Origin of the sequence: Lachnoclostridium sp. An181 (assembly GCF_002160325.1) — a bacterium.
Lineage (GTDB): Bacteria > Bacillota > Clostridia > Lachnospirales > Lachnospiraceae > An181.
Map to the genome: position 1 here is coordinate 230,204 of NZ_NFKJ01000002.1, position 22,621 is coordinate 252,824.

Annotated in this window: 23 protein-coding genes; 3 read left to right on the forward strand and 20 right to left on the reverse strand. The window is 43.3% G+C overall.

What is annotated here, in order from left to right; all coding sequences use genetic code 11:
- Positions 1-10: 10 nt before the first annotated feature.
- The 5 genes from rimP to gpr form a co-directional block, all read right to left on the reverse strand.
- Positions 11-478 carry a ribosome maturation factor RimP gene (gene rimP / locus B5F18_RS02380; protein ID WP_087156054.1) on the reverse strand — a complete coding sequence of 156 codons (468 nt, stop codon included), beginning with the start codon at positions 476-478 and terminating at the stop codon, positions 11-13.
- Positions 479-639: 161 nt separating this feature from the next.
- Positions 640-2,880 carry a DNA gyrase/topoisomerase IV subunit A gene (locus tag B5F18_RS02385; RefSeq protein WP_204217055.1) on the reverse strand — a complete coding sequence of 747 codons (2,241 nt, stop codon included), beginning with the start codon at positions 2,878-2,880 and terminating at the stop codon, positions 640-642.
- A gap of 37 nt (positions 2,881-2,917) precedes the next feature.
- Positions 2,918-4,840, reverse strand: a complete 1,923-nt coding sequence (locus tag B5F18_RS02390) for a DNA gyrase/topoisomerase IV subunit B (RefSeq protein ID WP_087156055.1) — start codon at positions 4,838-4,840, stop codon at positions 2,918-2,920.
- A gap of 143 nt (positions 4,841-4,983) precedes the next feature.
- A complete protein-coding gene (spoIIP, locus tag B5F18_RS02395) occupies positions 4,984-6,156 on the reverse strand; it encodes a stage II sporulation protein P (protein ID WP_087156056.1) in 1,173 nt (390 codons plus the stop codon).
- A gap of 85 nt (positions 6,157-6,241) precedes the next feature.
- Positions 6,242-7,204 carry a GPR endopeptidase gene (gpr, locus tag B5F18_RS02400; protein WP_087156057.1) on the reverse strand — a complete coding sequence of 321 codons (963 nt, stop codon included), beginning with the start codon at positions 7,202-7,204 and terminating at the stop codon, positions 6,242-6,244.
- A 187-nt stretch (positions 7,205-7,391) separates the two neighbouring features.
- Here gpr and rpsT point away from each other — a divergent pair, with 187 nt between their 5' ends.
- Positions 7,392-7,655 (forward strand): 30S ribosomal protein S20, encoded by a 264-nt coding sequence (gene rpsT / locus B5F18_RS02405; RefSeq protein WP_087156091.1) that lies wholly within the window; start codon positions 7,392-7,394, stop codon positions 7,653-7,655.
- A 63-nt stretch (positions 7,656-7,718) separates the two neighbouring features.
- Here rpsT and B5F18_RS02410 read toward each other — a convergent pair whose 3' ends face one another.
- The 13 genes from B5F18_RS02410 to B5F18_RS02470 form a co-directional block, all read right to left on the reverse strand.
- Positions 7,719-8,252 (reverse strand): hypothetical protein, encoded by a 534-nt coding sequence (locus tag B5F18_RS02410; protein ID WP_087156058.1) that lies wholly within the window; start codon positions 8,250-8,252, stop codon positions 7,719-7,721.
- On the reverse strand, positions 8,253-8,789 hold the full coding sequence (locus B5F18_RS02415) for a hypothetical protein (protein ID WP_087156059.1): 537 nt from the start codon (positions 8,787-8,789) through the stop codon (positions 8,253-8,255).
- A 120-nt stretch (positions 8,790-8,909) separates the two neighbouring features.
- A complete protein-coding gene (gene ilvC, locus B5F18_RS02420; RefSeq protein WP_087156060.1) occupies positions 8,910-9,923 on the reverse strand; it encodes a ketol-acid reductoisomerase in 1,014 nt (337 codons plus the stop codon).
- A 96-nt stretch (positions 9,924-10,019) separates the two neighbouring features.
- Positions 10,020-10,535 (reverse strand): acetolactate synthase small subunit, encoded by a 516-nt coding sequence (gene ilvN / locus B5F18_RS02425; RefSeq protein WP_087156061.1) that lies wholly within the window; start codon positions 10,533-10,535, stop codon positions 10,020-10,022.
- Positions 10,536-10,628: 93 nt separating this feature from the next.
- Positions 10,629-11,546 (reverse strand): magnesium transporter CorA family protein, encoded by a 918-nt coding sequence (locus B5F18_RS02430; RefSeq protein WP_087156062.1) that lies wholly within the window; start codon positions 11,544-11,546, stop codon positions 10,629-10,631.
- 61 nt (positions 11,547-11,607) lie between these two features.
- Positions 11,608-12,198 (reverse strand): Maf family protein, encoded by a 591-nt coding sequence (locus tag B5F18_RS02435; RefSeq protein ID WP_087156063.1) that lies wholly within the window; start codon positions 12,196-12,198, stop codon positions 11,608-11,610.
- A gap of 80 nt (positions 12,199-12,278) precedes the next feature.
- Positions 12,279-13,904: a zinc ribbon domain-containing protein gene (locus B5F18_RS02440; RefSeq protein ID WP_087156064.1), complete on the reverse strand. Its 1,626-nt coding sequence runs from the start codon at positions 13,902-13,904 to the stop codon at positions 12,279-12,281.
- A gap of 15 nt (positions 13,905-13,919) precedes the next feature.
- Positions 13,920-14,522 carry a YARHG domain-containing protein gene (locus B5F18_RS02445; RefSeq protein ID WP_087156065.1) on the reverse strand — a complete coding sequence of 201 codons (603 nt, stop codon included), beginning with the start codon at positions 14,520-14,522 and terminating at the stop codon, positions 13,920-13,922.
- 166 nt (positions 14,523-14,688) lie between these two features.
- Positions 14,689-15,360, reverse strand: coding sequence for a GTP pyrophosphokinase (locus B5F18_RS02450; RefSeq protein WP_087156066.1), 672 nt, complete (start codon positions 15,358-15,360; stop codon positions 14,689-14,691).
- 112 nt (positions 15,361-15,472) lie between these two features.
- The gene (locus B5F18_RS02455; RefSeq protein ID WP_087156067.1) at positions 15,473-16,243 is read right to left on the reverse strand and encodes a hypothetical protein; all 771 of its coding nucleotides are present in this window, start codon (positions 16,241-16,243) and stop codon (positions 15,473-15,475) included.
- A gap of 10 nt (positions 16,244-16,253) precedes the next feature.
- Positions 16,254-16,940: an ATP-binding cassette domain-containing protein gene (locus tag B5F18_RS02460; RefSeq protein ID WP_087156068.1), complete on the reverse strand. Its 687-nt coding sequence runs from the start codon at positions 16,938-16,940 to the stop codon at positions 16,254-16,256.
- Positions 16,937-17,299 carry a GntR family transcriptional regulator gene (locus tag B5F18_RS02465; protein WP_087156069.1) on the reverse strand — a complete coding sequence of 121 codons (363 nt, stop codon included), beginning with the start codon at positions 17,297-17,299 and terminating at the stop codon, positions 16,937-16,939. The genes B5F18_RS02460 and B5F18_RS02465 overlap by 4 nt, the downstream gene beginning before the upstream one ends.
- Positions 17,300-17,419: 120 nt before the next feature.
- Complete coding sequence (locus B5F18_RS02470; protein WP_087156092.1) at positions 17,420-17,749, reverse strand: cupin domain-containing protein; 330 nt, start codon at positions 17,747-17,749, stop codon at positions 17,420-17,422.
- Positions 17,750-18,219: 470 nt separating this feature from the next.
- Between B5F18_RS02470 and B5F18_RS12560 the strand changes: the two genes are divergently transcribed.
- Positions 18,220-18,996, forward strand: coding sequence for a hypothetical protein (locus tag B5F18_RS12560; protein ID WP_087156070.1), 777 nt, complete (start codon positions 18,220-18,222; stop codon positions 18,994-18,996).
- A gap of 109 nt (positions 18,997-19,105) precedes the next feature.
- On the opposite strand, the gene B5F18_RS02480 is transcribed toward B5F18_RS12560, so the two are convergent.
- Complete coding sequence (locus B5F18_RS02480) at positions 19,106-20,854, reverse strand: ABC transporter ATP-binding protein (RefSeq protein WP_087156071.1); 1,749 nt, start codon at positions 20,852-20,854, stop codon at positions 19,106-19,108.
- Between the two features lie 182 nt (positions 20,855-21,036).
- Here B5F18_RS02480 and B5F18_RS02485 point away from each other — a divergent pair, with 182 nt between their 5' ends.
- Positions 21,037-22,419: a vWA domain-containing protein gene (locus tag B5F18_RS02485; RefSeq protein WP_087156072.1), complete on the forward strand. Its 1,383-nt coding sequence runs from the start codon at positions 21,037-21,039 to the stop codon at positions 22,417-22,419.
- Positions 22,420-22,508: 89 nt separating this feature from the next.
- Here B5F18_RS02485 and B5F18_RS13030 read toward each other — a convergent pair.
- On the reverse strand, positions 22,509-22,621 hold a 113-nt coding region (locus B5F18_RS13030; protein WP_143468348.1), incomplete at its 5' end, for an LPXTG cell wall anchor domain-containing protein.

Sequence of the window (22,621 nt, forward strand, 5' to 3'; positions counted from 1 at the left end):
CCTTGTTTCTTTAAAAATCAAACGCCAGCCTTATGAGGGCAATTTCGCTTTTCTCAAATACCTTTGTCTGTCCGTCCTCAAATTCTATGGTGACAGTATGTTTATCAAAATCTTTTAATACTCCGGTGAACTCTTTTTGTCTGTCAATGGCGCGGTATGTTCGTACCTCCACCTCTTTTCCAAGGTTTCTTGTAAAATCTTTTTCCTTTTTTAACGGTCTTCCAAGTCCTGGTGAGCTCACTTCCAGAATATAACTGTCTTCAATAAAGTCTTTTTCGTCCAAAAGGTCTGACAGTGCTCTGCTGACCACTTCGCAGTCATCCACAGCAATGCCGCCCGGCTTATCAATGTAGGCTCTTAAATACCAGTTGCCCCCTTCTTTTACATACTCCACGTCAACCAATTCAAATCCGTGCTGAAGGATAATGGGCATCAGGAGTTCTTCTGTCTTCTGTTCATAAATTTCTTTTTTTGCCAAACCAACAAACTTCCTTTCTGATTTTCTGCGAAAAAGAAGAGTGAACTTTCGTCCACTCTTCTGTCAATTCCTCTTTGCAACTGGTATCATCATAACACACATAATATAAGAAAGCAAGGTATTTTCTGATTTTCTTTTTAGTGCCTTATACAGCACTAGACCTAAATCCTTGTCTTCGTGCCCTGACCATCTCTTTTTGCAAGTTTCAGACGGTTTAAGGAGACCTCTTTTTCCTTATAAAATGCTTTTTTATCTTCCCCTTCTCTTAAAAGATAAACATTCTCCACCTCATCCTTTTTCTGGAGACGGATTCCCCGGACACCAATGGCTGCCTTCTTTTTCCTTGCAGCTTCTTCTCCCACAAACCGAAGAAAATATCCATTTACTGTCTGGAGCACAATCTGAGCACCTTCTTCGATTTTCTGGACGCTTGCCAGAAAATCTCCATCCTGCAGTTTTGTCGACGCAATGCTACGTTTGGACACAAGAAATTCCTGCCCATCCACAGTCTTTATCATTCCCTGGGCTGTGACAAAAAGAAGGCTGCATGCAGCCAGCTCCTCTTCGCTGATCAGAAGGATCATTTCCTCACAGCTGCTGTCAAAGTTGCTCACATTGTCGATCGGCTGGGCCTTATCCCTGAATTTTCCAAACGGCACATCCATCACTTTGATCTGATGCATCCTGCCCTCTTTTGTAAAAATACAAAGTTTTCCTGTGTTTTTGCACTTCAGGATATACTTATTCTCCGCCATTGCTGCCTCTTTGTTTCTCTCATACGTAGCCTCATCCACAGTCTTTGCATACCCGAAACGATCCATCAAAAATACAACATTCTGCTCTTCTATCTTTTTCTCCTCAAAAACTGCTTCCTCTGCATTTTCGATGACAGTCCTTCTCTTTGTAGCATACGCTTTTTTGCAGGCATCCATCTCCTCTACGATCACGGAAGACATGGACTCATAATTATTCAGGATATCCTCGTATCTTTCAATATTTGCGAGCGTCTTTTCATGCTCCTGCATCAAGGCCTCAACCTCCAAGCCAATAAGCTTGTACAAGCGCATCTCCAGAATCGCGTCTGCCTGCCGCTCTGTAAATTTTAAAAGCTTTGCCATCTTCTCGGATACTTTGCTTTTAAATTTGATGTTCTCTGTCTTCCCTTCGGTAAGACAGGCTTTCACGTCCTTGATGTTCCTACTGCCCCTCAAAATCTCAATGATCAGATCAATGACATCACAAGCCTTAATAAGCCCTTCCTGCACTTCTTTTTTCTCCCGCTCCTTAGAAAGCAAGGTTTGGTACTTTCTCGTGGCAAGCTCAAACTGAAAATCCACATGGTGCTCAATGACGGATTTCAATCCCAGTGTCTCAGGACGGCCGTCTGCCACAGCCAGCATATTCACCCCAAAAGTGTCCTCCAGTCTTGTCTTTTTATAGAGCATGTTTTTCAGATTTTCCACATCCGTATCTTTTTTCAGCTCCAGCACAATGCGGATTCCTTCTTTGGATGACTGATTGGAAATATCCACGATATCATTTGTCTTTTTTGTCTCCACCAGAGCGGCCACATCGTTTAAAAACTTGCCAATACCAGCCCCTATCATGGTGTATGGGATTTCGGAGATGACAAGACGTTTTTTTCCGCCTTTTGCCTCCTCCACTTCCACCTTTCCGCGCAGCTTGATCTTTCCTGTACCGCTCTCATATATAGATAAAAGCTCGTCCTTATTGATGACAATACCGCCTGTTGGAAAATCCGGCCCTTTGATGTACTTCATCAACTGTTTTGTCGTGATATCGGGATTTTTCATGTAAGCTTTCACAGCGTCAATGATCTCCCCAAGATTGTGCGGCGGAATGCTCGTGGCCATACCCACGGCAATGCCCTCCGCCCCGTTGAGCAAAAGGTTTGGAACCTTCACCGGCAGGACGGAAGGCTCTTTTTCTGTCTCATCAAAGTTCGGAACAAAATCTACGATATCCTTGTCAAGGTCTGCCAGAAACATCTCCTGAGTGAATCTTGCAAGCCTTGCTTCTGTATATCGCATGGCTGCTGCCCCATCCCCCTCAATAGAGCCAAAGTTTCCGTGCCCGTCCACCAGCGCTTTCCCTTTCTTAAAGTCCTGCGACATAACAACCAAAGCCTCGTAGATGGAGCTGTCCCCGTGCGGATGGTATTTACCCATCGTGTCCCCCACGATACGGGCGCATTTCCGGTAAGGTTTGTCGTAGCGGATGCCCAATTCATGCATGTCATAAAGTGTGCGGCGCTGCACTGGTTTTAATCCATCACGCACGTCCGGCAGCGCCCTTGCGATGATAACACTCATCGCATAGTCAATATAGGATTTTTTCATAATGTCCGAATATTCGGTTCGGATTATTTGTGATTCCTGCACGTTTTTTCCTCCTGCCTTTGCAATCTATATCCTTTGTCTAAATATCCAGCTCCGCCTCATTGGCATTCTCGTAAATGAACGCCTTTCTCGGAGGGACTTCATTTCCCATCAGCATCTCTGTCACGCTGGATGCCATTCTTGCATCTTCAATCTCCACAAGCTTTAATTTCCGCGTCTTCGGATTCAAAGTTGTCTCCCACAACTGCTCTGCATCCATCTCTCCAAGACCTTTATATCTTTGCAGAGTAAATGCCCCTTTCTGCCGTTTCCTGTATGCATCCAGGGCCCGGTCATCATAGAGATACTCTTCCTCCCCTTTCTTTGGCATGGCCTTGTAAAGAGGGGGCATGGCAATGTACACATGGCCCTCATAGATCAGTTCCGGCATAAACCGGTAAAACAACGTCAAAAGCAGGGTGGAAATATGTGCTCCATCCACATCCGCATCTGCCATGATGATGATCTTATCGTATTTCAACTTGCTGATATCAAAATCGTTTCCATATCCTTCGGAAAATCCACATCCAAACGCATTGATCATAGTCTTGATCTCTGCATTTGCCAATACTTTGTCAATGCTGGCTTTCTCCACATTGAGGATTTTCCCTCTGATCGGAAGGATCGCCTGATACATCCTGTCTCTTGCTGTCTTTGCGGAACCGCCCGCAGAATCCCCCTCCACAATAAAAATCTCGCACTTGGACGCATCCCTGCTCTCGCAGTTCGCCAGTTTCCCATTGCTGTCAAAGGAATATTTCTGCTTTGTCAAAAGATTGGTCTTTGCTTTTTCTTCCGTCTTTCTGATCTTTGCCGCCTTTTCTGCACAGGAAAGCACTTTTTTTAGCGTATCAAGATTCCGGTCAAAAAAACGAACCACCTCGTCTCCGGTGACCTTTCCTGTGGCTTTGGATGCATCCGGGTTGTCCAGCTTTGTCTTTGTCTGTCCCTCAAATCTTGGGTCCGGATGTTTAATGGAAACGATCGCAGTCATCCCGTTTCGAATGTCTGCTCCCGTAAAGTTCGCATCCTTTTCCTTCAATATTCCGAGTTCCCTTGCATACTGGTTCATGACCGTTGTAAAAGTCGTCTTAAATCCCGTCAGATGGGTTCCTCCTTCTGCATTGTAAATATTATTGCAGAACCCCAGCACATTTTCATGAAATTCATTGACATACTGAAACACCACCTCAACCTCAATGCCGTCCGCCTCTCCTTTGTAATAGATTGGTTCATGGATGGTTTCTTTTTTCCTGTTCAACTCCCGGATAAATCCAAGAATCCCCTCCGGTTCATGGTACACGATCTGCTCCGGGGTGTCCTTCCTTTTATCCTCAAACACGATCGTCAAATTCGGATTCAGGTATGCTGTCTCATGCAGCCTGCTTTTTACCTCTTCTTCTTTAAACCATATCTTTTCAAAAATATCTTTGTCCGGCAGAAAATTCACCTTTGTGCCTGTCTTCTTCGTTTTCCCGATAACCGGAAGAAGGCCCTCCTCAAGCTCCACCACCGGAATTCCTCTTTCGTACCTGTCATGGTGCACAGCCCCGTCTCTGCTGATCTCCACATCCATATACTCGGAAAGCGCGTTGACGACCGAGGAGCCGACTCCGTGAAGACCTCCGCTTGTCTTATAAACAGAGTCATCAAATTTTCCTCCTGCGTGCAGTGTCGTGTACACCAGTCTTGCCGCGGAAACTCCTTTTTTATGCATGCCGACCGGAACGCCTCTTCCGTCGTCCTCCACCGTGGCTGATCCGTCCTTTTCCAGTGTCACCCGGATATTGCTGCAGTAGCCTGCCAGGTGTTCATCCACCGCATTGTCCACAATCTCATATATCAAATGATTCAGTCCCTTTGAGGACACGCTTCCAATGTACATACCCGGGCGTTTCCTCACTGCCTCTAAACCTTCCAGGACAGAAATACTGTCCGCATCATATGTATTTTTCTTTGCCATATTCTATCCTTTCTTTTTCTTTCATGCCTGTCCGGCTATCTATGATATACATACAGAAAGGCGCCGAAGCGCCAGTTATTCTCTAGTATTACGGATATACTTTTCCTATTTTAGCATGGAAGTTTTTGCATTTCAAATACATTTTATCCGATCAGCACCCGGTAGAGCGTATCCGCGAGCACTTCCATCGCATTCTTCATCTCCTGCACCGTGTTTGTCTGGGCGCCTGCCTCCACCAGCAGAGACTTTGGTTTTAAATGCAGATTATAACGGTATCCTTTCAGATAAATGTGCCTTGTAAATCCCGGATAATACGTCTCGGACGCTATCTGCATCTGCAGGGAAAATGCCAGATTATCCTGAATATACGGATTTTTCAGATACGGAATATCTCCATTGGCCTTTGTCCTGCTAAGTCCATTGAAATACATGATTCTTGCAGTCTGTTTTCCGTTTATTTCAGTGACCAGATGGGTGTTCTCGTTGACCCCGTCCCTGTGCAGATCAATGGCAACCTCGATAGAAGGGTTGGCCTCCAAAATCTTCCTTACCTCTGCCTCACACAGCTCGTAAGCACTGCTGCGGTCCAGTTTTCCATTCACCAAATCGTATATTCCATCGTGGTGCATAGTCGGAATTCCTTTCGCTTCCAACTGTTCTTTCAGATACTCTCCAATTCCCACAATACTCGTTGCAGGCGTGCCATCCGAGTCCACAAACGTCTCCTGGGAGTGGGTGTGGAAGATCAAAACTTTCGGTCCCTCTGTGGTTGTGTCAATTTTCATATTCCTTCCAAGAAGATCATCGGCATTTAACTGCTCCGGACCGATCATTGTCGTACTGTCCACGGTATAGAAGTTTTTGAGCAGGTAATTGAAATCTCTTAGTTTTTCAATGGACATATCCATCGTACTTTTCGGCGCAGACTCTGTCTTTGTCCCCTGGGATGGCTGATTATTTTCCTTCACGAGCTTTCCATTCTCGTCCACTTCGTTTTCGCTCTCTGCCTGCTGTTCCAAAATCTTCTTGTACGTATCCTCATCCTCCGCCGCTGTCTCATAGTATGCCTTGCCCTCCACATAACTCCCAAGCGGCAACATCTGCATGGCTTTATCTGCAACCCATTCATTTAAACTTAGTTTTTTATCTTCATTCGTGTAAGATAAATTCATCGAATACGTCCGCTCCGCAAGCCGGGAAAGGCTCTGAGAAAATCCAGGATCCCATTCCTCCAGCATTCGTTTACCCCCGCCTACTATAATATACGCACCGGCAACAGCTGCTGCCGCGCACAGTGCTTTCCTTCCCTTGTCCATGCTTCTCACCTCATATATCAGATTAACCGGAAACTTTCCGCAGTTGCCGCCCTATTCTAAATACTATATGAGGTTCCTCTTTCATCTATGCCTTTCCCGTAAAAAGAAGATTCAATCCTTCCGAGATTGTTTTGCTGATCCTGCGCACAGTCTCATCAATGTCCTTTGGAGTCACAAACATTCCATTCAGATGCGGAGAGATGAGCTCCTTGATCAACTCATATTTCTCCGCAGCCTGGTATCCCTGCAGGACTACCCCCACTCCTTTTAAAATCTCAGATGTCTCCATGGCACGGATAAGATTTTCCATCGTATCATTCACGATCGTGGCTGCATCCACCACGGTGGGAACCCCGATAGCAATGACCGGGACACCAATGCTCTCCTCGGTCATACTGCTCCTGTGATTGCCCACCCCTGAGCCCGGATGAATCCCGGTGTCTGCAATCTGGATCGTCCGGTTAAGGCGTTTGGAATTCCTGGCTGCCAGGGCATCCACAGCAATGACAATGTCCGGATTTGTCTCATTTACGATTCCTTTGACAATCTCCGATGTCTCCATACCTGTCTGCGCCATGACTCCAGGTACGATTGCACTGGTCAATTGTATTTTTTCCTCCCCCATGGCATATTTCCCGTACTCCATCACCACATGCCTTGTAATCGAGAGATGATCTGCCACATACGGTCCCAAGGCATCCGGAGTGACCTCCCTGTTTCCAAGTCCAACCACGAGGACTGCATATTCGTCCTTCTCCTTTGGCATCATCTCTTTTAAATATTTTGCAATCTCTTTTGATAATTCCGCATGATACTCATCGTCCGGCACTGTCATATGAGCTGCCTCGATCGTCAGGTATGTGCCCACTGGCCGCCCCATTGTCTTCGCGGCCTTTTCCGTCTGGATCAGTACCTTAGTGACACGTATCTCTTTTTCTTCGTCATAGTCCTCCTCCACGACAACCCCCTTGATCTCCACATTGTCGTCATCAAAACGTTCTTTTTCCTCGAGCGCCAAGTCCGTCCGGATACGATATTTCTCCAACATACTCTAAACCTCTCCTTAATGTCCATTTTACAAGTAGTGTCCGCAAAAAAATGAAAAATATGTATTGACATCCACAAACACCTGAACTACAATAAATGAGTATGCTCCGTTGATACGTCCGTGTCCGATTTCAGCGGAGGATGGACAAACGAAAGATCATTTTAAGGAATATTTGGAGGTGGACAGGTTGGCAAATATCAAATCTGCAAAAAAAAGAATTTTAGTAACTGAGACAAAAACTGCTAGAAATAAAGCAATCAAATCTAAAGTAAAAACTTACGTAAAGAAAGTGGAAACTGCTGTTGCAACAAACGATAAAGCTGCTGCGCAGGATGCTTTGAAAGCTGCTATCGCGGAAATCAACAAAGCTGGTTCCAAAGGTGTTTACCACAAAAACACTTGTGCAAGAAAAGTTTCCCGTTTGACAAAAGCGGTTAACAGCATTGCTTAATTTCATGGAAATAAATATATGATCAAAAAAGACAACCATTCCGTCATGTGGTTGTCTTTTTTTCTAGTTTTTCTCGCGTTTCATAAATGCCCAAGCTTTCATAGCCGGATACACCTGCAGAAGTATGAGGAACATACCGGCAATGTAGATCGCACTTGCCATCCAAAATGAAATCGCCCCCATATACACGATCAGGCACCCAATCTCCATAATCTGCCAGATCCTCACTTCTTTTGCATATTGTCTAAGTTCCTCCTCTTTGTCTCCAAATGCCCTCTCTCCTGCTGCAATAAGAAAATAAGTATAAACAAAAAACATAATAAACATCCCTGTTGCACCTAAAAGATACTGTTCTGTGGCAGCCATACCAATCTTCAGCACCTGCGCAAAAACCGACACGGTTATCTTGAGAAAGAATATGACAATCCCAAACACAAACATCTTAAAAAAATCTTTTCTGCTATCTCCAAGATACAGTTTCCATGATCCGATAATAAGGATCAGGGCTCCGATGATACCGGTCTCAAACCCAGCAATATTGACAGACAGAAGGGATAGGAGTATCCCAATAAAGGTAAGCTTATACCCCATATTCATTTACAGCGCCCCCCTTTCCTTTAAGTACTCTTTTACTTCGTCTCTGCCCTCAAAAAACTCTTTCTTATCAAACTTTCCTTCCTCCTTTTTTATTTTTTCCCCTTCCGCCTCCACATTCTTTTCCTTCTGTGTCAGCACAAGCGTTCCCAGATCCAGTGCAAGTTTTGACTCGTCTTCAAATACTATCTCCCCGCTTTTCATCACAGTCTCCCCGCCCCAGTCTTTTGGCAGAGAAACCTCCACTTCGACTTTTTCCAGGTTGTATCTGCCGTAATTAGCTGCCGTGGATTCCGTCTTTACTTCTGTATCCATCTTTTCAAGGCTCATATCCTTGACTTTATTGGTCTGGTCAATGTCAACAAGAAAATAAAGTGGTACCTTTACCTTTTCTTCTCCCTCTTTCACGGTGATAAATCTTTTCTGCTGTACAAGAACCGGCATCTTAAGACAATCCTTTTTCATATAAAACCCGGACACTATAATGGCAATTGCCACTAAAGCAGCTCCGATGTACAGTATCTTTCTATTGCTTTTCACACTTATCCTTCCTCTCCTGAAAACTCAAATTCGACTATCAGTATAGCAGGTTCCTTTCATTTTACAATAGCAAAATACCGCAGCCCCAAAGTTTCGGCTGCGGTATGTACATTGTCAAGATTAGTTGTTGATCAATTTGTCCTCATCGCTCCAGCTGTACAGTTTACGGATTTCTGCTCCGATTTTTTCTGATGGATGCTCGCTTGCAAGTTTTCTCATTGCTTTAAAGTGAGCCTGACCGCCTGCTGACATGTCAAGCAGGAAATCTTTTGCAAAAGTACCGTCCTGAATGTCTGCGAGCACTTTCTTCATCGCTTTCTTTGTATCTTCTGTGATGATCTTTGGTCCTGTAATATAATCACCGTACTCTGCAGTGTTGGAGATAGAATATCTCATTCCTGAGAAACCGGACTGATAGATCAAATCTACAATCAGTTTCATCTCGTGGATACATTCAAAATAAGCGTTTCTCGGATCATATCCCGCCTCAACCAAAGTCTCGAAACCAGCCTGCATCAATGCGCATACACCGCCGCAGAGAACTGCCTGCTCACCAAAAAGGTCTGTCTCTGTCTCTGTGCGGAATGTTGTCTCAAGGATTCCTGCTCTTGCCCCGCCGATTCCAAGTCCGTATGCCAATGCCATATCAAGCGCTTTTCCGGTGTAATCCTGATATACTGCCACAAGACAAGGTGTTCCTTTTCCTGCCTGATACTCGCTTCTTACTGTATGTCCAGGTGCCTTCGGTGCGATCATAGTAACATCAACGTTTGCAGGCGGTACGATCTGCTCAAAATGAATGTTGAAACCATGTGCAAACATCAGCATATCGCCTTCTTTTAAGTTTGGTGCAATATCATTCTTATACATGTCAGCCTGTTTCTCATCGTTGATCAAGATCATGATAATATCGGCTTTTTTTGCAGCCTCAGCTGTCGTGTACACTTCAAATCCCTGCTCTTCTGCTCTCTTCCAGGATTTGCTGCCTTCGTAAAGACCAATGATAACATTGCATCCGGACTCTTTTAAGTTCAACGCATGCGCGTGTCCCTGGCTGCCGTAGCCAATGATCGCGATGGTTTTTCCCTCCAGCATAGATAAATTGCAATCTTCCTGATAATAAATTTTTGCCATAACTGTATTCCTCCTAATTATGTATTGGTTTTCTATATTTGCCTGCCGTTTCACGGACAAGCTGTTAAAGGCTGCTGCCTTTAGCTGTCTTAACTGTCAATCCTCTGTGGTGCCGCCAAGCACATGTTCATCTGTGATCCCTCTTGACAAGCCAGTGATCCCTGTTCTGGCCAGTTCCAGAATCTCGTAGCCCTGCAGAAGATTTAAAAATGCCCCCACTTTTGACTGACTGCCGGTAAGCTCAATAATCATGGACTCTTGTTCCACATCAATGATCTTTGCACGGAAAATGTCTGCGACCGCTATGACTTCCGGTCTTTTTACTGCATCAGCCTTGACCTTCACAAGCACAAGCTCCCTGTAAACAGCTGCATCATCTTTGAGAACCCGGATATCTATCACATCCTCCAGTTTCCGGACCTGTTTTTCAATCTGGGAAAGTATCAGCTCATCCCCGCTTGCCACCACAGTAATCCGGGTGTATCTGGTATCCGTGGTCACCCCTGCAGTGATACTGTCAATGCTGTATCCCCTCCTGCTAAAAAGTCCTGCAATCCGGCTCAACACTCCCGGATTATTGTCTACCAATAGTGAAAATACTTGTTTTCTCATATGCTCTCCTCCATGTTTTCAAAAAACAGAGTGCGTTCTGTTTTTATATAATAGCAACCATTTATCACTTTGTCAAGTGAAAGCAATGAATTTTTAAAACCATTTTTTTATTTTGAAATACCAGACCTCCATGCAGATCACTGCAATACTTACAACAATGACGATCCCATATCCATACGGCGATTTTAACTCCGGCATGTTGACAAAATTCATCCCGTACCATCCGGCGATCAATGTCAGCGGCATAAAAATTGTTGTCACAACTGTCAAAAATTTCATGATCTGGTTTTGCCTTACGTCAATCTGGGACTGGTACATCTCTCTAAGCTGCATAGTGTACTCTTTCAGTGTATGTGTGTGCTCCTGAAGTCTTGTGACTCTTGAGGAATAAATCCCAAAAAGCCTTGACTCCTCCTTATCAAAAAGATGACCGCTATCCTCCTCCAGCACATCGCTCACAGCCACGAGCTGCTGATAATACGCATCCATAGTCAAGAGCTCCCTTCGGATATGCAGAATTTTCCTGTCCACATCCGTAAGCTCTCCGTCCAACATCTTCTCTTCAAATTTTGCCAGTTTCTCCTCATATTTCTGAAGAAAAATGACATCTTCCTGTATCAGGTACTCCATGACTTCAAATAAAAAATGCGCCACTGCGGCCTTTCTCCTTTTGGGAACCTCCACAATATGTGAAAGAATCTCCTCCACTATCCCGTTTTCATCAATAAACAAAATTTTATTGTCCTCAATGAAATAGCCAAACCATTTCTTTTTTCCCAGAAGGTTTTTCTTGTCCGGAATGACAAATGTTCCGATGATGCTGTTTGAGAGCAAATCTGCCTTACAGTACTGGACCTGCTCAATGCTTGTCGTCAAATCTTTCCGGCGGATCTGTTTCTCAAAACACTCCCTGTACTCCTCCACAGAAATAATCTCTACAATGATCTCACTGCCTGTTTCCGGATTATCATCACCTATTCTTGCCAGATTGCTGCCGAACCGAAATCTCATATCCAACACCTTCTCCCACTTTTTGTGCTTTTTTCAGTATATCCAATTTTTTGTCTCTCTATCAGTCATGGGAAGGTGACAAATATTTACGGATTTCCCGATACACCCTGGACAGCGGCAGCCCAACCACATTGTTGTAATCTCCCTCAATTTTTTCAATAAAAGTAGCACCCCTCCCCTGAATGGCATAGGCTCCGGCCTTGTCACATGGCTCTTTTGTGGCAATGTATGCCCGGATTTCCTTTTCCTCCACAGGATACATAAAAACTTTCGTTCCAACTGAAAAAGTTTGGACCTCCTTCTTCTCTTTGTTTTCTTTTACTACGATCGAAACACCTGTATAAACAGTGTGCGCCTTTCCCTGCATTGCCGAAAGCATCCGGAAAGCATCTTCGTCATCTTTTGGCTTTCCGAGAATCTCTCCATCCAGCGCAACGACCGTGTCTGCGCCGATCACAATGCCATCCTCCACATTCTTCGCTACTTCCTCTGCCTTTTTTGCCGCCAGATCTTCCACAACAAGCCCTGGTTCATCAAACCTCACTTGCTCCTCCACACTGCTTGGCATCACTTCATACTCCAGTCCTGCCTGCTCCAAAAGTTCTCTCCTCCTCGGTGAAGCGGACGCCAAAATAATCTTTTTCTCTTTCATGTTCACAATTCATCTCCTTTTCTCTTTATAAAATGCGCAAAAGGGCGCTGCAAAGCCAACGCCTTTTTGCACAGCACCCTTTAATCCGTGTATGTCAAATCAGAATAGGAAATTGGAAACGATGCAAGTTTCCACTCCTTTCCATCCTTTTCATAATCCACATAGTTTTCGTATGCCTTCTCCTCTGTCCTTTTGGAGCCAAAAAGACTCTTTTTGTATTCAATCTCCACATCCATGGTGACAAGAAGACTTAATTTGTCCGGGCTGCCTTCGGATTCTTTCACACTCGCCTCTATATTGGCAATCGTAAATCCGGTTGTCCCCGACTCCTCACCAACCTCAACCAGTTTTTCGTATTGTTCTTTGATCTTGTCATCCTGAAAGGTTTCTTCTGAAAAATACTGCTCAGCTTTTCCAAAAGAATCCTCATTCAAGGCCATCTTTAAAATTGCAGTCAGATCTTCTGCAAACTGACTGGTCAGCTGCTGTTTTTCATCTTCTGATACAGACAGGACAACCTCTGACTTGTCACTTCCGTTTTCATCCACAGTTATCCAGTCCCGGTATGAGGTCATTCCTTTTGAGGAAACTTCCATCTGATATTCCCCAAGGAAAAGATACGGCAGTGTAATGGTTTTCATTCCATCTTCCCCGTTCTTTCCATTTTCAACAGATGCTCCGTTTAAAGTCAGTTTTGCGCTCTCCGGAATTTTAAATTGCACGTCTTTTGCCCACACATTCCCCGGAACTACTTCCCACTTATTCCAGAATAGGAACCCGCCATCCCCTTTTGTTACCTGGATTTCTTCCTGTCTCTTCTCTGTCTCCCCTGTAATCCAGTACTCCACTCGGTATGTAGTGAGATTTGAATCTTCTCCAGACTTTCCTGCCTTTTCTACTTTAAGTGACTTATACGTCTCCCTCTTTGTGTCATTCGCGTGCACATCCACGTACATCTGCTGGGAAAGCATTTCGTCATCCGGGAAGGAACAATATGCATAAGCTTTATCCCATTGTTTATTTAATACTGCCTCATAGTACCCCTTCACGCTTTTTTCAGGTGAAAAATGTGAGCCAATAGATACCATCAGTAAAATAAAAAGAACAACTGCTGCTCCGGCTTCACACACTGGGATCAACAGCTTTTTGGAAAGTCTCCATTTCCTTTCTGACTGTTCTTCCAACTCATCCATTTCTTCATAGCTGTCCTCATCCTCAATATCATCGAAATCCGCCCAATCCTCAATATCCTCGATATCCTCTATCTCGTCAGTATCATCTTCCTCCTTATCCTCAAAAAGACGGCTTTCCTTCTCTTTTGGCGGCTCTTCCTGTTTGCCCTGCACGTCTTTCATTTCCTCCTGGAGTTGTTGCTGGACTTTCACATTTGTATCTTCCTTGATTTCAATCTCTGGCTCTTCTTTTAGAGGCTTTTGAACCTGTTCTGCTTTTTGCTTTTTCTTCTTTTCTTCCTTCTTCTCGTCCTCTTTTGCCTTCTCGACACTGTCAAGCAAATCTCTGATATTGATATTTACAATCGGTTTCTTTTTTCTTTTCCGCCTCTCCTCATTATCTGCCGGAAAAAGCTGAGGCCCTTCTTCCTGGGACTGCTGCCAGATATCCTGATACTGCGCCAATGAAGTCCCGCACTTTCTGCAGAATAAATCTTCACCGTCACATTTTGTTCCACAATTTGGGCAATACATATTTGCGCCTCCCTTCTACCATCCCTGTTCTCTGCTGTATCTCTGCAGTTTTTCAACATTCTCTTTTTCTGTCTGATTGAACTTCTGGCTTACCTGATCCATATTGCTGCTCTTTTCAAGTTCATTGTACCAGTCATACTTTTCAAAAAAATCCACATTATCCCTTGAAGAGAACTCATATCCATGGCGAGCATAAATTTCATTTATCGCCCTTTGGCAGGCATCCTTATCTGTCACCTTTTCTGCCAACTCTTCATCTGTGATCAACTCTTTGCTGCTGTCCGGAAATATAAATCCACTGTACATCCCGCCTTCATCTTCTTCGTCTTTCCCGTCTTTATCATCTGTATCTGTGTCAACAGAAGACTTTACTGTTGTCCCATCGTAGACAATCTTTGCCCCTTCTGCAGTGTATTTGTACACCGTGTCCTCACTTCCATACATCGATGCATTCACTGCGAAATCAGAAGAAAGTCCGCTTTTTACATGTTCAGTTTCAGGTTCCCATGAGGCAAAAAAGGAAACGATCAACGCAACTGCAAGCACTGCGTCAACTACCCCGAGTATAATCAAGCCCACCCTTTTTTTTCTGAACGTATTTTGTCCTTCTGTTTTCATATGTCATCTCCTCTCCTGGAAACCAAAACGGTCCATGTTTTCATAACATTTGATACAATTATAAAAATATTCCCCGCTTTTGTCAATTTTTATCAAACTTTGCCATACTAAAGCAGGAGGAACAGTTGCATATTTCTGCTCCTCCCACCATGGTTCCAGGTCTATGTTATTTCATTTCTCCTAATATCTTATCTTTTAATTTCTGCATCTTTTCATCCGTCACTGCAATGATATCCGCACATTCTTTGAGTTCTTTCGTAATTTTCTCTGCATCTTCAATATCTTTTTTATATCGAATCTGGTGTTCCAGACTTGCCCAGAAATTCATGGCAACTGTGCGGATCTGAACTTCTACGCGCATCGGCTGTGTGACATCGGAAAAAAACACCGGAACCTCCACGATAAGATGATAACTGCGGTAGCCGTTCTCCTTTGGATTTTTTATGTAATCTTTTACTTTTATGACCGTAATGTCATCTTGTCTTGTCAGCATATCTGCCACACGATAGATATCCTGAATAAACGGACAGATAACCCTGATCCCGGCCACATCGTTGAGATTCTCCATAATTTCATCCATATTGACAGGTTTTCCCAGTCTTTTTAATTTTTCTGCAATGCTCACCGGGGTCTTGATCCTGCTTTGAATATCTTCAATTGGATTTCTGTTGCCGTACAAAGACAGTTCGTCGTTCAGGACTTCCAGCTTTGTCGTAACCTCACGGATGGCAGAGCGGTACTTCATCATCAGACGGTTGAATTCAAGGAGTTTATCCATCACATTGTCCGGGTTGTCGACAAGAAAATATTCCATCAATTCATCTTTGTTAAAATCCATGCTGTTTTTTCTCCTCTTTTCATTTGTTCTGCCCCCTATTATATATAATTCCCGTTATTTTGTACACCTTTTCTTCCTTTTTACGACAATCCCTTTTGCAGCTTTTCCATATTTACACACTCAATTTACGCTGTGCAAGCCATCCGGATATTACAAATAAAAGAAAGCCTATTGCAATGTAGAAAGCAAAATCAAAAATCGGAATCTGTCCACTTGTTCTGTAAAAGGTATCCTCATACCCCATGCCGCATATCCCAAGACAGAGCCCATACAGTTTCTCTATAACAAAATTAATGACAAAAAACGTAATAACTGAAAACAGTCCTGCAAACCTTGACTTTAAAAATACCGTTCTCGAGATAATGATTGCCAAAAAACCTGTCATGACCACAATGAGCCATACGAGGAAAAGGACACCAAAAACTAAAGCCACATCTCCCCAATTGATGCTTACATCTCCTATTAGTTCAATAAGCTGTTTTGTATCCGCAAGGAATTCCCCAATACGCCCGTTTATTGCATATTCCACACTGACAAGCACCAGGAATGCCGTCACGTAGGATACTGCCACAAACACAATTTGTAAGATCGCGGCCAAAAATTTTGCACCAAGAATTTTCCATGTGGACATGGGCAGCATCCAGAGCATATAGCTTTGCTTTGTGCGTAAATCCCTGTTAAAAACAATCAGACATTCCAGACTTGTATAAAAGATCACAAACATTGTCGCAAACATCATAGTCATAAGGCTTGCCCCTACCAGCCCTTCAGAATTTGTCACTTCACCCACAATCATGGCCAGAATAAATACTGCCAACAGCATCAAAATGATCATTCTGGACGTTTTTTGTTTTTTCCATTCATATTTTATCAGATGTCCCATACTACCCCTCCTACATAATCTGCATATAAATATCTTTCATAGAGACTTGTTCTTCCATCCTTGTCTCTTCTGCTTTTACCTGACGAATAATTTTTCCTTCTTTCACAAAAATAGCCTCGTCCATAAAACTCTCTATTTCATCCAAAAGATGCGTGGAAATCACAATGGCATTCTCGTCACTGCTGCTTTCAATGATCATATTGACGATTTCTTCTCTTGCCTTGATATCAATACCGTTTAATGGCTCGTCAAGAAGAAATAGTTCTGCCTTTCTGGACAATGTAGCAATAATTTTTAATTTTGCATTCATACCAGAGGACAGGTGTTTCGCCTTTTCTTCCTCATCCAGATGATTTTCCTTTATAAGCTTTTTAAATTTCACCAGATCAAAATCCTCAAAGAAATCATTGTAATACTCCCCGACATCTTTCACAGTCATAAACTCATAAAAGAACGGTTCCGTTGACATATAGGCAATCTTTGCCTTATTTTTATAATTCCACGGTTCCCCCTCAAATAAAAGCATTCCTTTTGTCGGCTTTGTAAGTCCTGCCACCATTTTCATCCAGGTCGTCTTTCCACTTCCGTTTGGCCCCAGAAGTCCGTAAATCCTCCCCTTTTCGATCTTAACATTAAAATCCAAAACCGCCGGTTTCATGCGGAAAATCTTTGTAAGCCCTATGCTCTCCAAAATCATTCCAATCCCTCCTCATAATCTTCAATTTTTGTCAGGATTTCCTTCTTTTGAAATCCAATATCCCTCATTTCATTCATAAAATGTATTAAAAGCTCTCTTGCCATCTCTTCTTTCAATGTCTCCACTTGCACTTCCTCCCCTGTAACAAATGTGCCAAGCCCACGCTTTGTGTAGCACAATCCTTCCAGCTCCAGTTCTTTGTAAATTCTGGCAGCAGTGTTGGGATTTACTTTATACACTACCGCCAACTCCCTGTTTGACGGCATCTTTGCCCCCAAAGGCAGCTGCCCTGTGATCATTTTTTTCTTCAAATCCCGAATCACCTGTAAATAAATCGGCATTTCATTGTTGTACTTCATAGCTCCTCCTTTCGCACTAGTGAACTAGTTAAATAGTACACTAGATATTTATTATTGTCAAGTGTTTTCAAAAAAAAGATGCCGGCAATATGCCAAGCATCTTTCTTTTTCCTCATTTTATTAGTCGAAAATAATGAGAGCCATAAACACCAAATCTTCCTCGCCTATATTTACAAGTCCGTGTCCATGGTTGTCCGGAGTAAAGGTCACATCTCCGGCTTTCACTTCTCTTTTCACACCATTGTCATCGTACTCCCCTTTTCCGAATAAAATATAGTACGTCTCGCTCTCTCCATGGTGTTCGTGATATCCAAGGGAACATCCAGGTTCAATGGTAACCTCTGCGTAGAGCCCGCATTTCCCATTTAATTCCTTCTCGCCAAGAAGGCATTTGATGATCACATGTCCCTTTCCTCCATGCATGTTTTCAATTCTCTGTACTTCTGCCATATCCATTCCCCTTCCCAATACTTGATTTTCAGTCTCCGACAGATTCTTTTGCCTCATCCTCCTTGCCTATAGATAAACTGTGTCATTGAAACGCTCCTGTATTGCCAACTGCATTTTCCTATAACGCATTAACTGTTCTTTCTCGTTCATCTCTTTTCTTCCATATCCTTGGCCTTTGGCATTCTTATCTGTCTTGTTTATTCTAGCACGTTTGCGGCGGATACTCCATATGAATGATAGAACACCCAAAAATCTTTTAAAAATTGATGTGATTTACCCATAAATTCTTTCTTTTTTTTGCTTTTTGTGACAGTTTTTGTCGACAATACATTATCTTTATAGTAAACTGCTGTGTGGGGAATGGGGGTGTACAGAAAATTATCCGTGGGATTTGTCAAATAAAATCAACTCACATTGGCAATGATTTCAAGTGATTGGTTTCTCTCGATCAAAATCGAAAGAGGGAAAGTATGAAATATTTAAAGTATTTGTTTTATGTTCTTATCGTTTGCCTGCTTTTGGCGCTGATACCTTTTCTTTGGATTCCGGGACTTATTTTTATTGCTTATCTGCTTTTGAAAAAAACTCCTGTAAACCAAAAAACGAAAAAACTGGTCATTTCCGGCGTTGCTACAGCTTTTTCATTGATACTTTTTTTGTTTTCCATGTTTTCCACACCAAAACTGGAAAGCTGTACTGTTGCTATTGGCGGAAAATCCTTTGAAATTCATGACACAGTGACTCTGGAAATTGATGCTTATCCTGAGAATTCTAAAATTCATTCTTTGGAAATTTCTGACAATGATATTGCGGATTTAGAATACAAAGACGGGAAGGGAATCATAACCTTTAAAAAAGAAGGAACTGCCACCATCTTTTTTAAAGCCAACGATTCAGTCAAAAGCAACTCGACTTCCATTACAGTGACCGACCCGGTAGCTGAGACTAAACGCGAGGCGGCAAGAAAACAGGAGGAAGAACGCAAAAAGGCTGAACAGGAGGCTAAGAAAAAAGCTGAGGAAGAGGCACGTATCAGAGCCGAGCAGGAAGCTAAGAAAAAGGCTGAGGAAGAGGCCAAAGCCGCTGCCTCGCAGGAGCAGAATACTTCTACCACTGTTTACTGGGTTCCTAATGGCGAAGTCTATCACTCTACTCCTGACTGCTCTACTTTAAAAAGATCCAAAAATATTTACAGTGGCACTGTTTCTGAAAGCGGGAAATCCCGCCCTTGCAAGGTCTGCCACTGACAACATATGGGGAGGAAAAGCTATCTGCTGCTTTTCCTCCCCATATTCACTTTCATATATTCCAACTCTCATCATCCAACAAAATTATTTTCTGCCGTCCTTTCTTTGACTAGTCTTCCACAATATCAAGACCTTCAAACTGCATCCTGTAGTAGCCTGCATAGATACCGTTTTTTTTCATCAACTCTCTGTGATTTCCCTTTTCCGCAATTCCTTCATTGTTTATCACGATGATTTCATCCGCATTGCGGATTGTGGAAAGCCTGTGAGCAATGGTAATGGTGGTTCTGTTCTTTGACAATTGCTCCAGACTTTTTTGAATGTGTCTTTCACTTTCATTATCCAATGCGCTCGTCGCCTCGTCAAGAATCAATATCGGAGGGTTTTTTAAGAATACTCTGGCAATGGAGATTCTCTGTTTTTGTCCTCCGGAAAGCCTTGTCCCTCTTTCTCCCACAAAGGTATCATACCCATCCGGAAGTCCCATGATAAAATCATGAATGCTCGCCTGTTTTGCCGCCTCTATGATCTCCTCCATAGAAGCGCCCGGTTTTCCATATGCAATGTTTTCTTTGATGGTACCGCAAAACAGATACACATCCTGTTGCACGATTCCGATTTGGTTTCTCAGGCTTTTTAATGTCACCTTGCTGACATCTTTGCCGTCAATGGAAATTTTTCCGCCATTCACATCATAGAACCTTGGCAGTAAGGAACATATCGTTGTCTTTCCTCCTCCTGAAGGCCCCACCAGTGCCACAGATTTTCCAGCCGGTATCTCGAAAGATACGTGACTTAATACTTCTTCTGTCTCATCATAGCAAAAACTGACATTCTCGTAACACACATGTCCTTTGACCTGTTCCAACGGTTTCGCATCCGGCGCGTCCACAATTTCAGGTTCTGTCTCGATCACGGCAAGGAATCTCTTAAATCCTGAAAATCCTTTCTGCATCATCTCCGCCAACTCGACCAAAATCTGAATCGGACTGATAAAAATACCGATATACAGCGCATACATGGCCAGATCTGTCGCGTCCATCCACCCTTTTGCAATCAGATAGCCGCCGTACACGACTGTTACCAGGTACATCATTCCCTGAAAGAACAAATTTCCTCCCATGAAACTTCCCATACACTTGTAATTATCCTTTTTGGATTTCAGGAAACCCTCATTGCTCTTTCCAAATTTTTTCCGTTCCACCTCTTCATTGGCAAAAGACTGCACGACACGGATACCTGCGAGCGTGTCCTGGAGACTGGCATTCACATCGCCGATCTTTCTCCTGTTCTCCATGAATGTCTGCTGCATCCGCTTATTCTGATTTGCGGAAAATAAAATCATGACAACTACAAGAATCAAAAGCGGCACTGCCAGCCTTGCATTGATAAGAAACAGGCAGATAAAAGAACCAATGATCTTGATCAGAGAAATAAACAGATTCTCTGGTCCGTGATGTGCAAATTCAGAGATATCAAATAAATCTGACACAAGTTTACTCATCATCTGTCCGGAATTATGATTGTCATAATAGGAAAAGGACAGTTTTTCGTAATGCCAAAAGAGCTCCTTACGCATATCCCGCTCCATTCTCGCGCCCATCATGTGTCCTTGGTAGCTCACATAATATTTGCACGCAGCCTGTACGATATACATCACCAAAAGGCCGAACGCAATGGGCAGCAGTGCCTTCATCAAAACGCTTGCATCCCCGGCAAATAAAGTTTTTGTCAAAGTCCTCAATATCTGCGGATAAGCCAAATCTATCACACTGATGAGGGCCGCACAAAAAAGATCGATAAAAAATACAGTTCTGTATGGTTGATAATAATGTATAAACTTTTTGATCGTATTCAAAGATATTATCCTCCTTCTTCTTTTTGCTGCACGAGATAGTTTACTATAATTTTAGTCCAGTGGCAATGTACAATAAATTTATTCCTTCCCGTTCTGGTGGATGTACACTTATGGTTGCCCAAACATATGCTATTAAGAAAAGAGGGTCTTCTTCCCCAATCCATCAATAAGGAGGTTATATAATGGGTATTACAAATGCAAACAAACAAATTGATACAAATCAGATAGATTGCGAAGGTACTCTTAAAGTCACCCTATCCCTTTGCGCAGCTCCTGACATTACAGAAAATCCTGTGGATATTGTTCTTGTCCTTGACCGCTCCGGCAGCATGTCCGGAAGTCCGCTGGAAAACATGAAGGCAGGTGCAGAAACATTTATCGATATCATTGACGAGTCAACAGATGGGACTGCAGACGGAAATATCGGCTCCGGCAGTCATATCGGCATTGTAAGTTTTGCCGGCACTGCCACTGTCAATGCACAGCTGATCACTTCAGTCGACACTTTAAAAGAGGCAGTGCAGCAGCTGAGTGCAGGCGGGACCACAAACCATGCGGACGCTTTTTCCAAAGCAATCCAGCTCTTTGATCCTTCATCTTCAAACGAAAAAGTCATTGTCATGTTCACAGATGGAAAAACTACGACAGGCGCCCCTCCTACCCCGGTTGCAGAAGCTGCCAAGGCTGCAGGAATCATCATCTATTGCATTGGTTTGATCGGAGATAACGGCATTGATGTCGATACACTCAATGAATGGGCAAGCGATCCGGTTTCTTCTCATGTGGCTGTAACACCGGATGACTCTGAACTGGAAGATTTGTTTTCCGATCTTGCCGGAAACATTTCAAAACCAGGAGCCACAAATATTGTGATCGATGAACTCGTAAATCCGGATTTTCACATTATCAGCGTTGTGCCGCCAAACAAAGGAACTGCGATGATGACAGACCCAAATGGATTGCAATGGAAAATCCCTGCCCTCGGTGTTTCCAAAAACGAAGGTGCTGTACTTGAATTTTATATCAAACACATCACACAAAATCCGGGCACAAAACTGATCAATAAATCCATTGAATACTACGATTCAGAGGGAAATACGGTAACATTTCCGGAACCTTCCGTCAAAGTGGACTGTGGTATCATTGTATCCCCGGAGCCTTGCCCGATTCCTGTAGATTTTCAAATCGGGAAATGTCAGGATGCGCTCACAGTCAACCTTGGAGATGCTTATCTGGAATCCCTTGGAAGAATCGTGCAGCTGGATGTGACAGTCAAAAATGTCTGCCCTAACAGGCGCGTAGCTCTGGCAATCATTCTCAAAGAGATAGACTGCGAAGGAAAAGAACATCAGCGGGGCATGAAAGCGATCACCATTCCTGCCCACCACTATCCGGGCTGCAAAGATATCCTTGTAAAATGTGTAAAATTTGTTCTTCCTGAAGATTTGAATGTATCCTGTAAAAATCATGGCTCTTTGTGCAGCACCAGAAACTTTAAAGTACAAGTGATTGCGCATAACATTGATACGGATTTCCGTTGCTGTGAATCAGTAGTTTATCTTTAAGACTGACAGATAAAAAAATAGGAGAGCATTGCTCCACAGATGATCGCTCATCTATTTTGCAATGCTCCCTCCTTTGATCTGCTCAGAGATCAATCATCTTCTCTGCGTTTTTTGAATGCTGCCATTGCTGCAAGTGCTGCTGCCATCGCTCCCGCAAGCATTGCTGCGTTTGCTGTGTCTCCGGTCTTCGCACTCTTCTGAC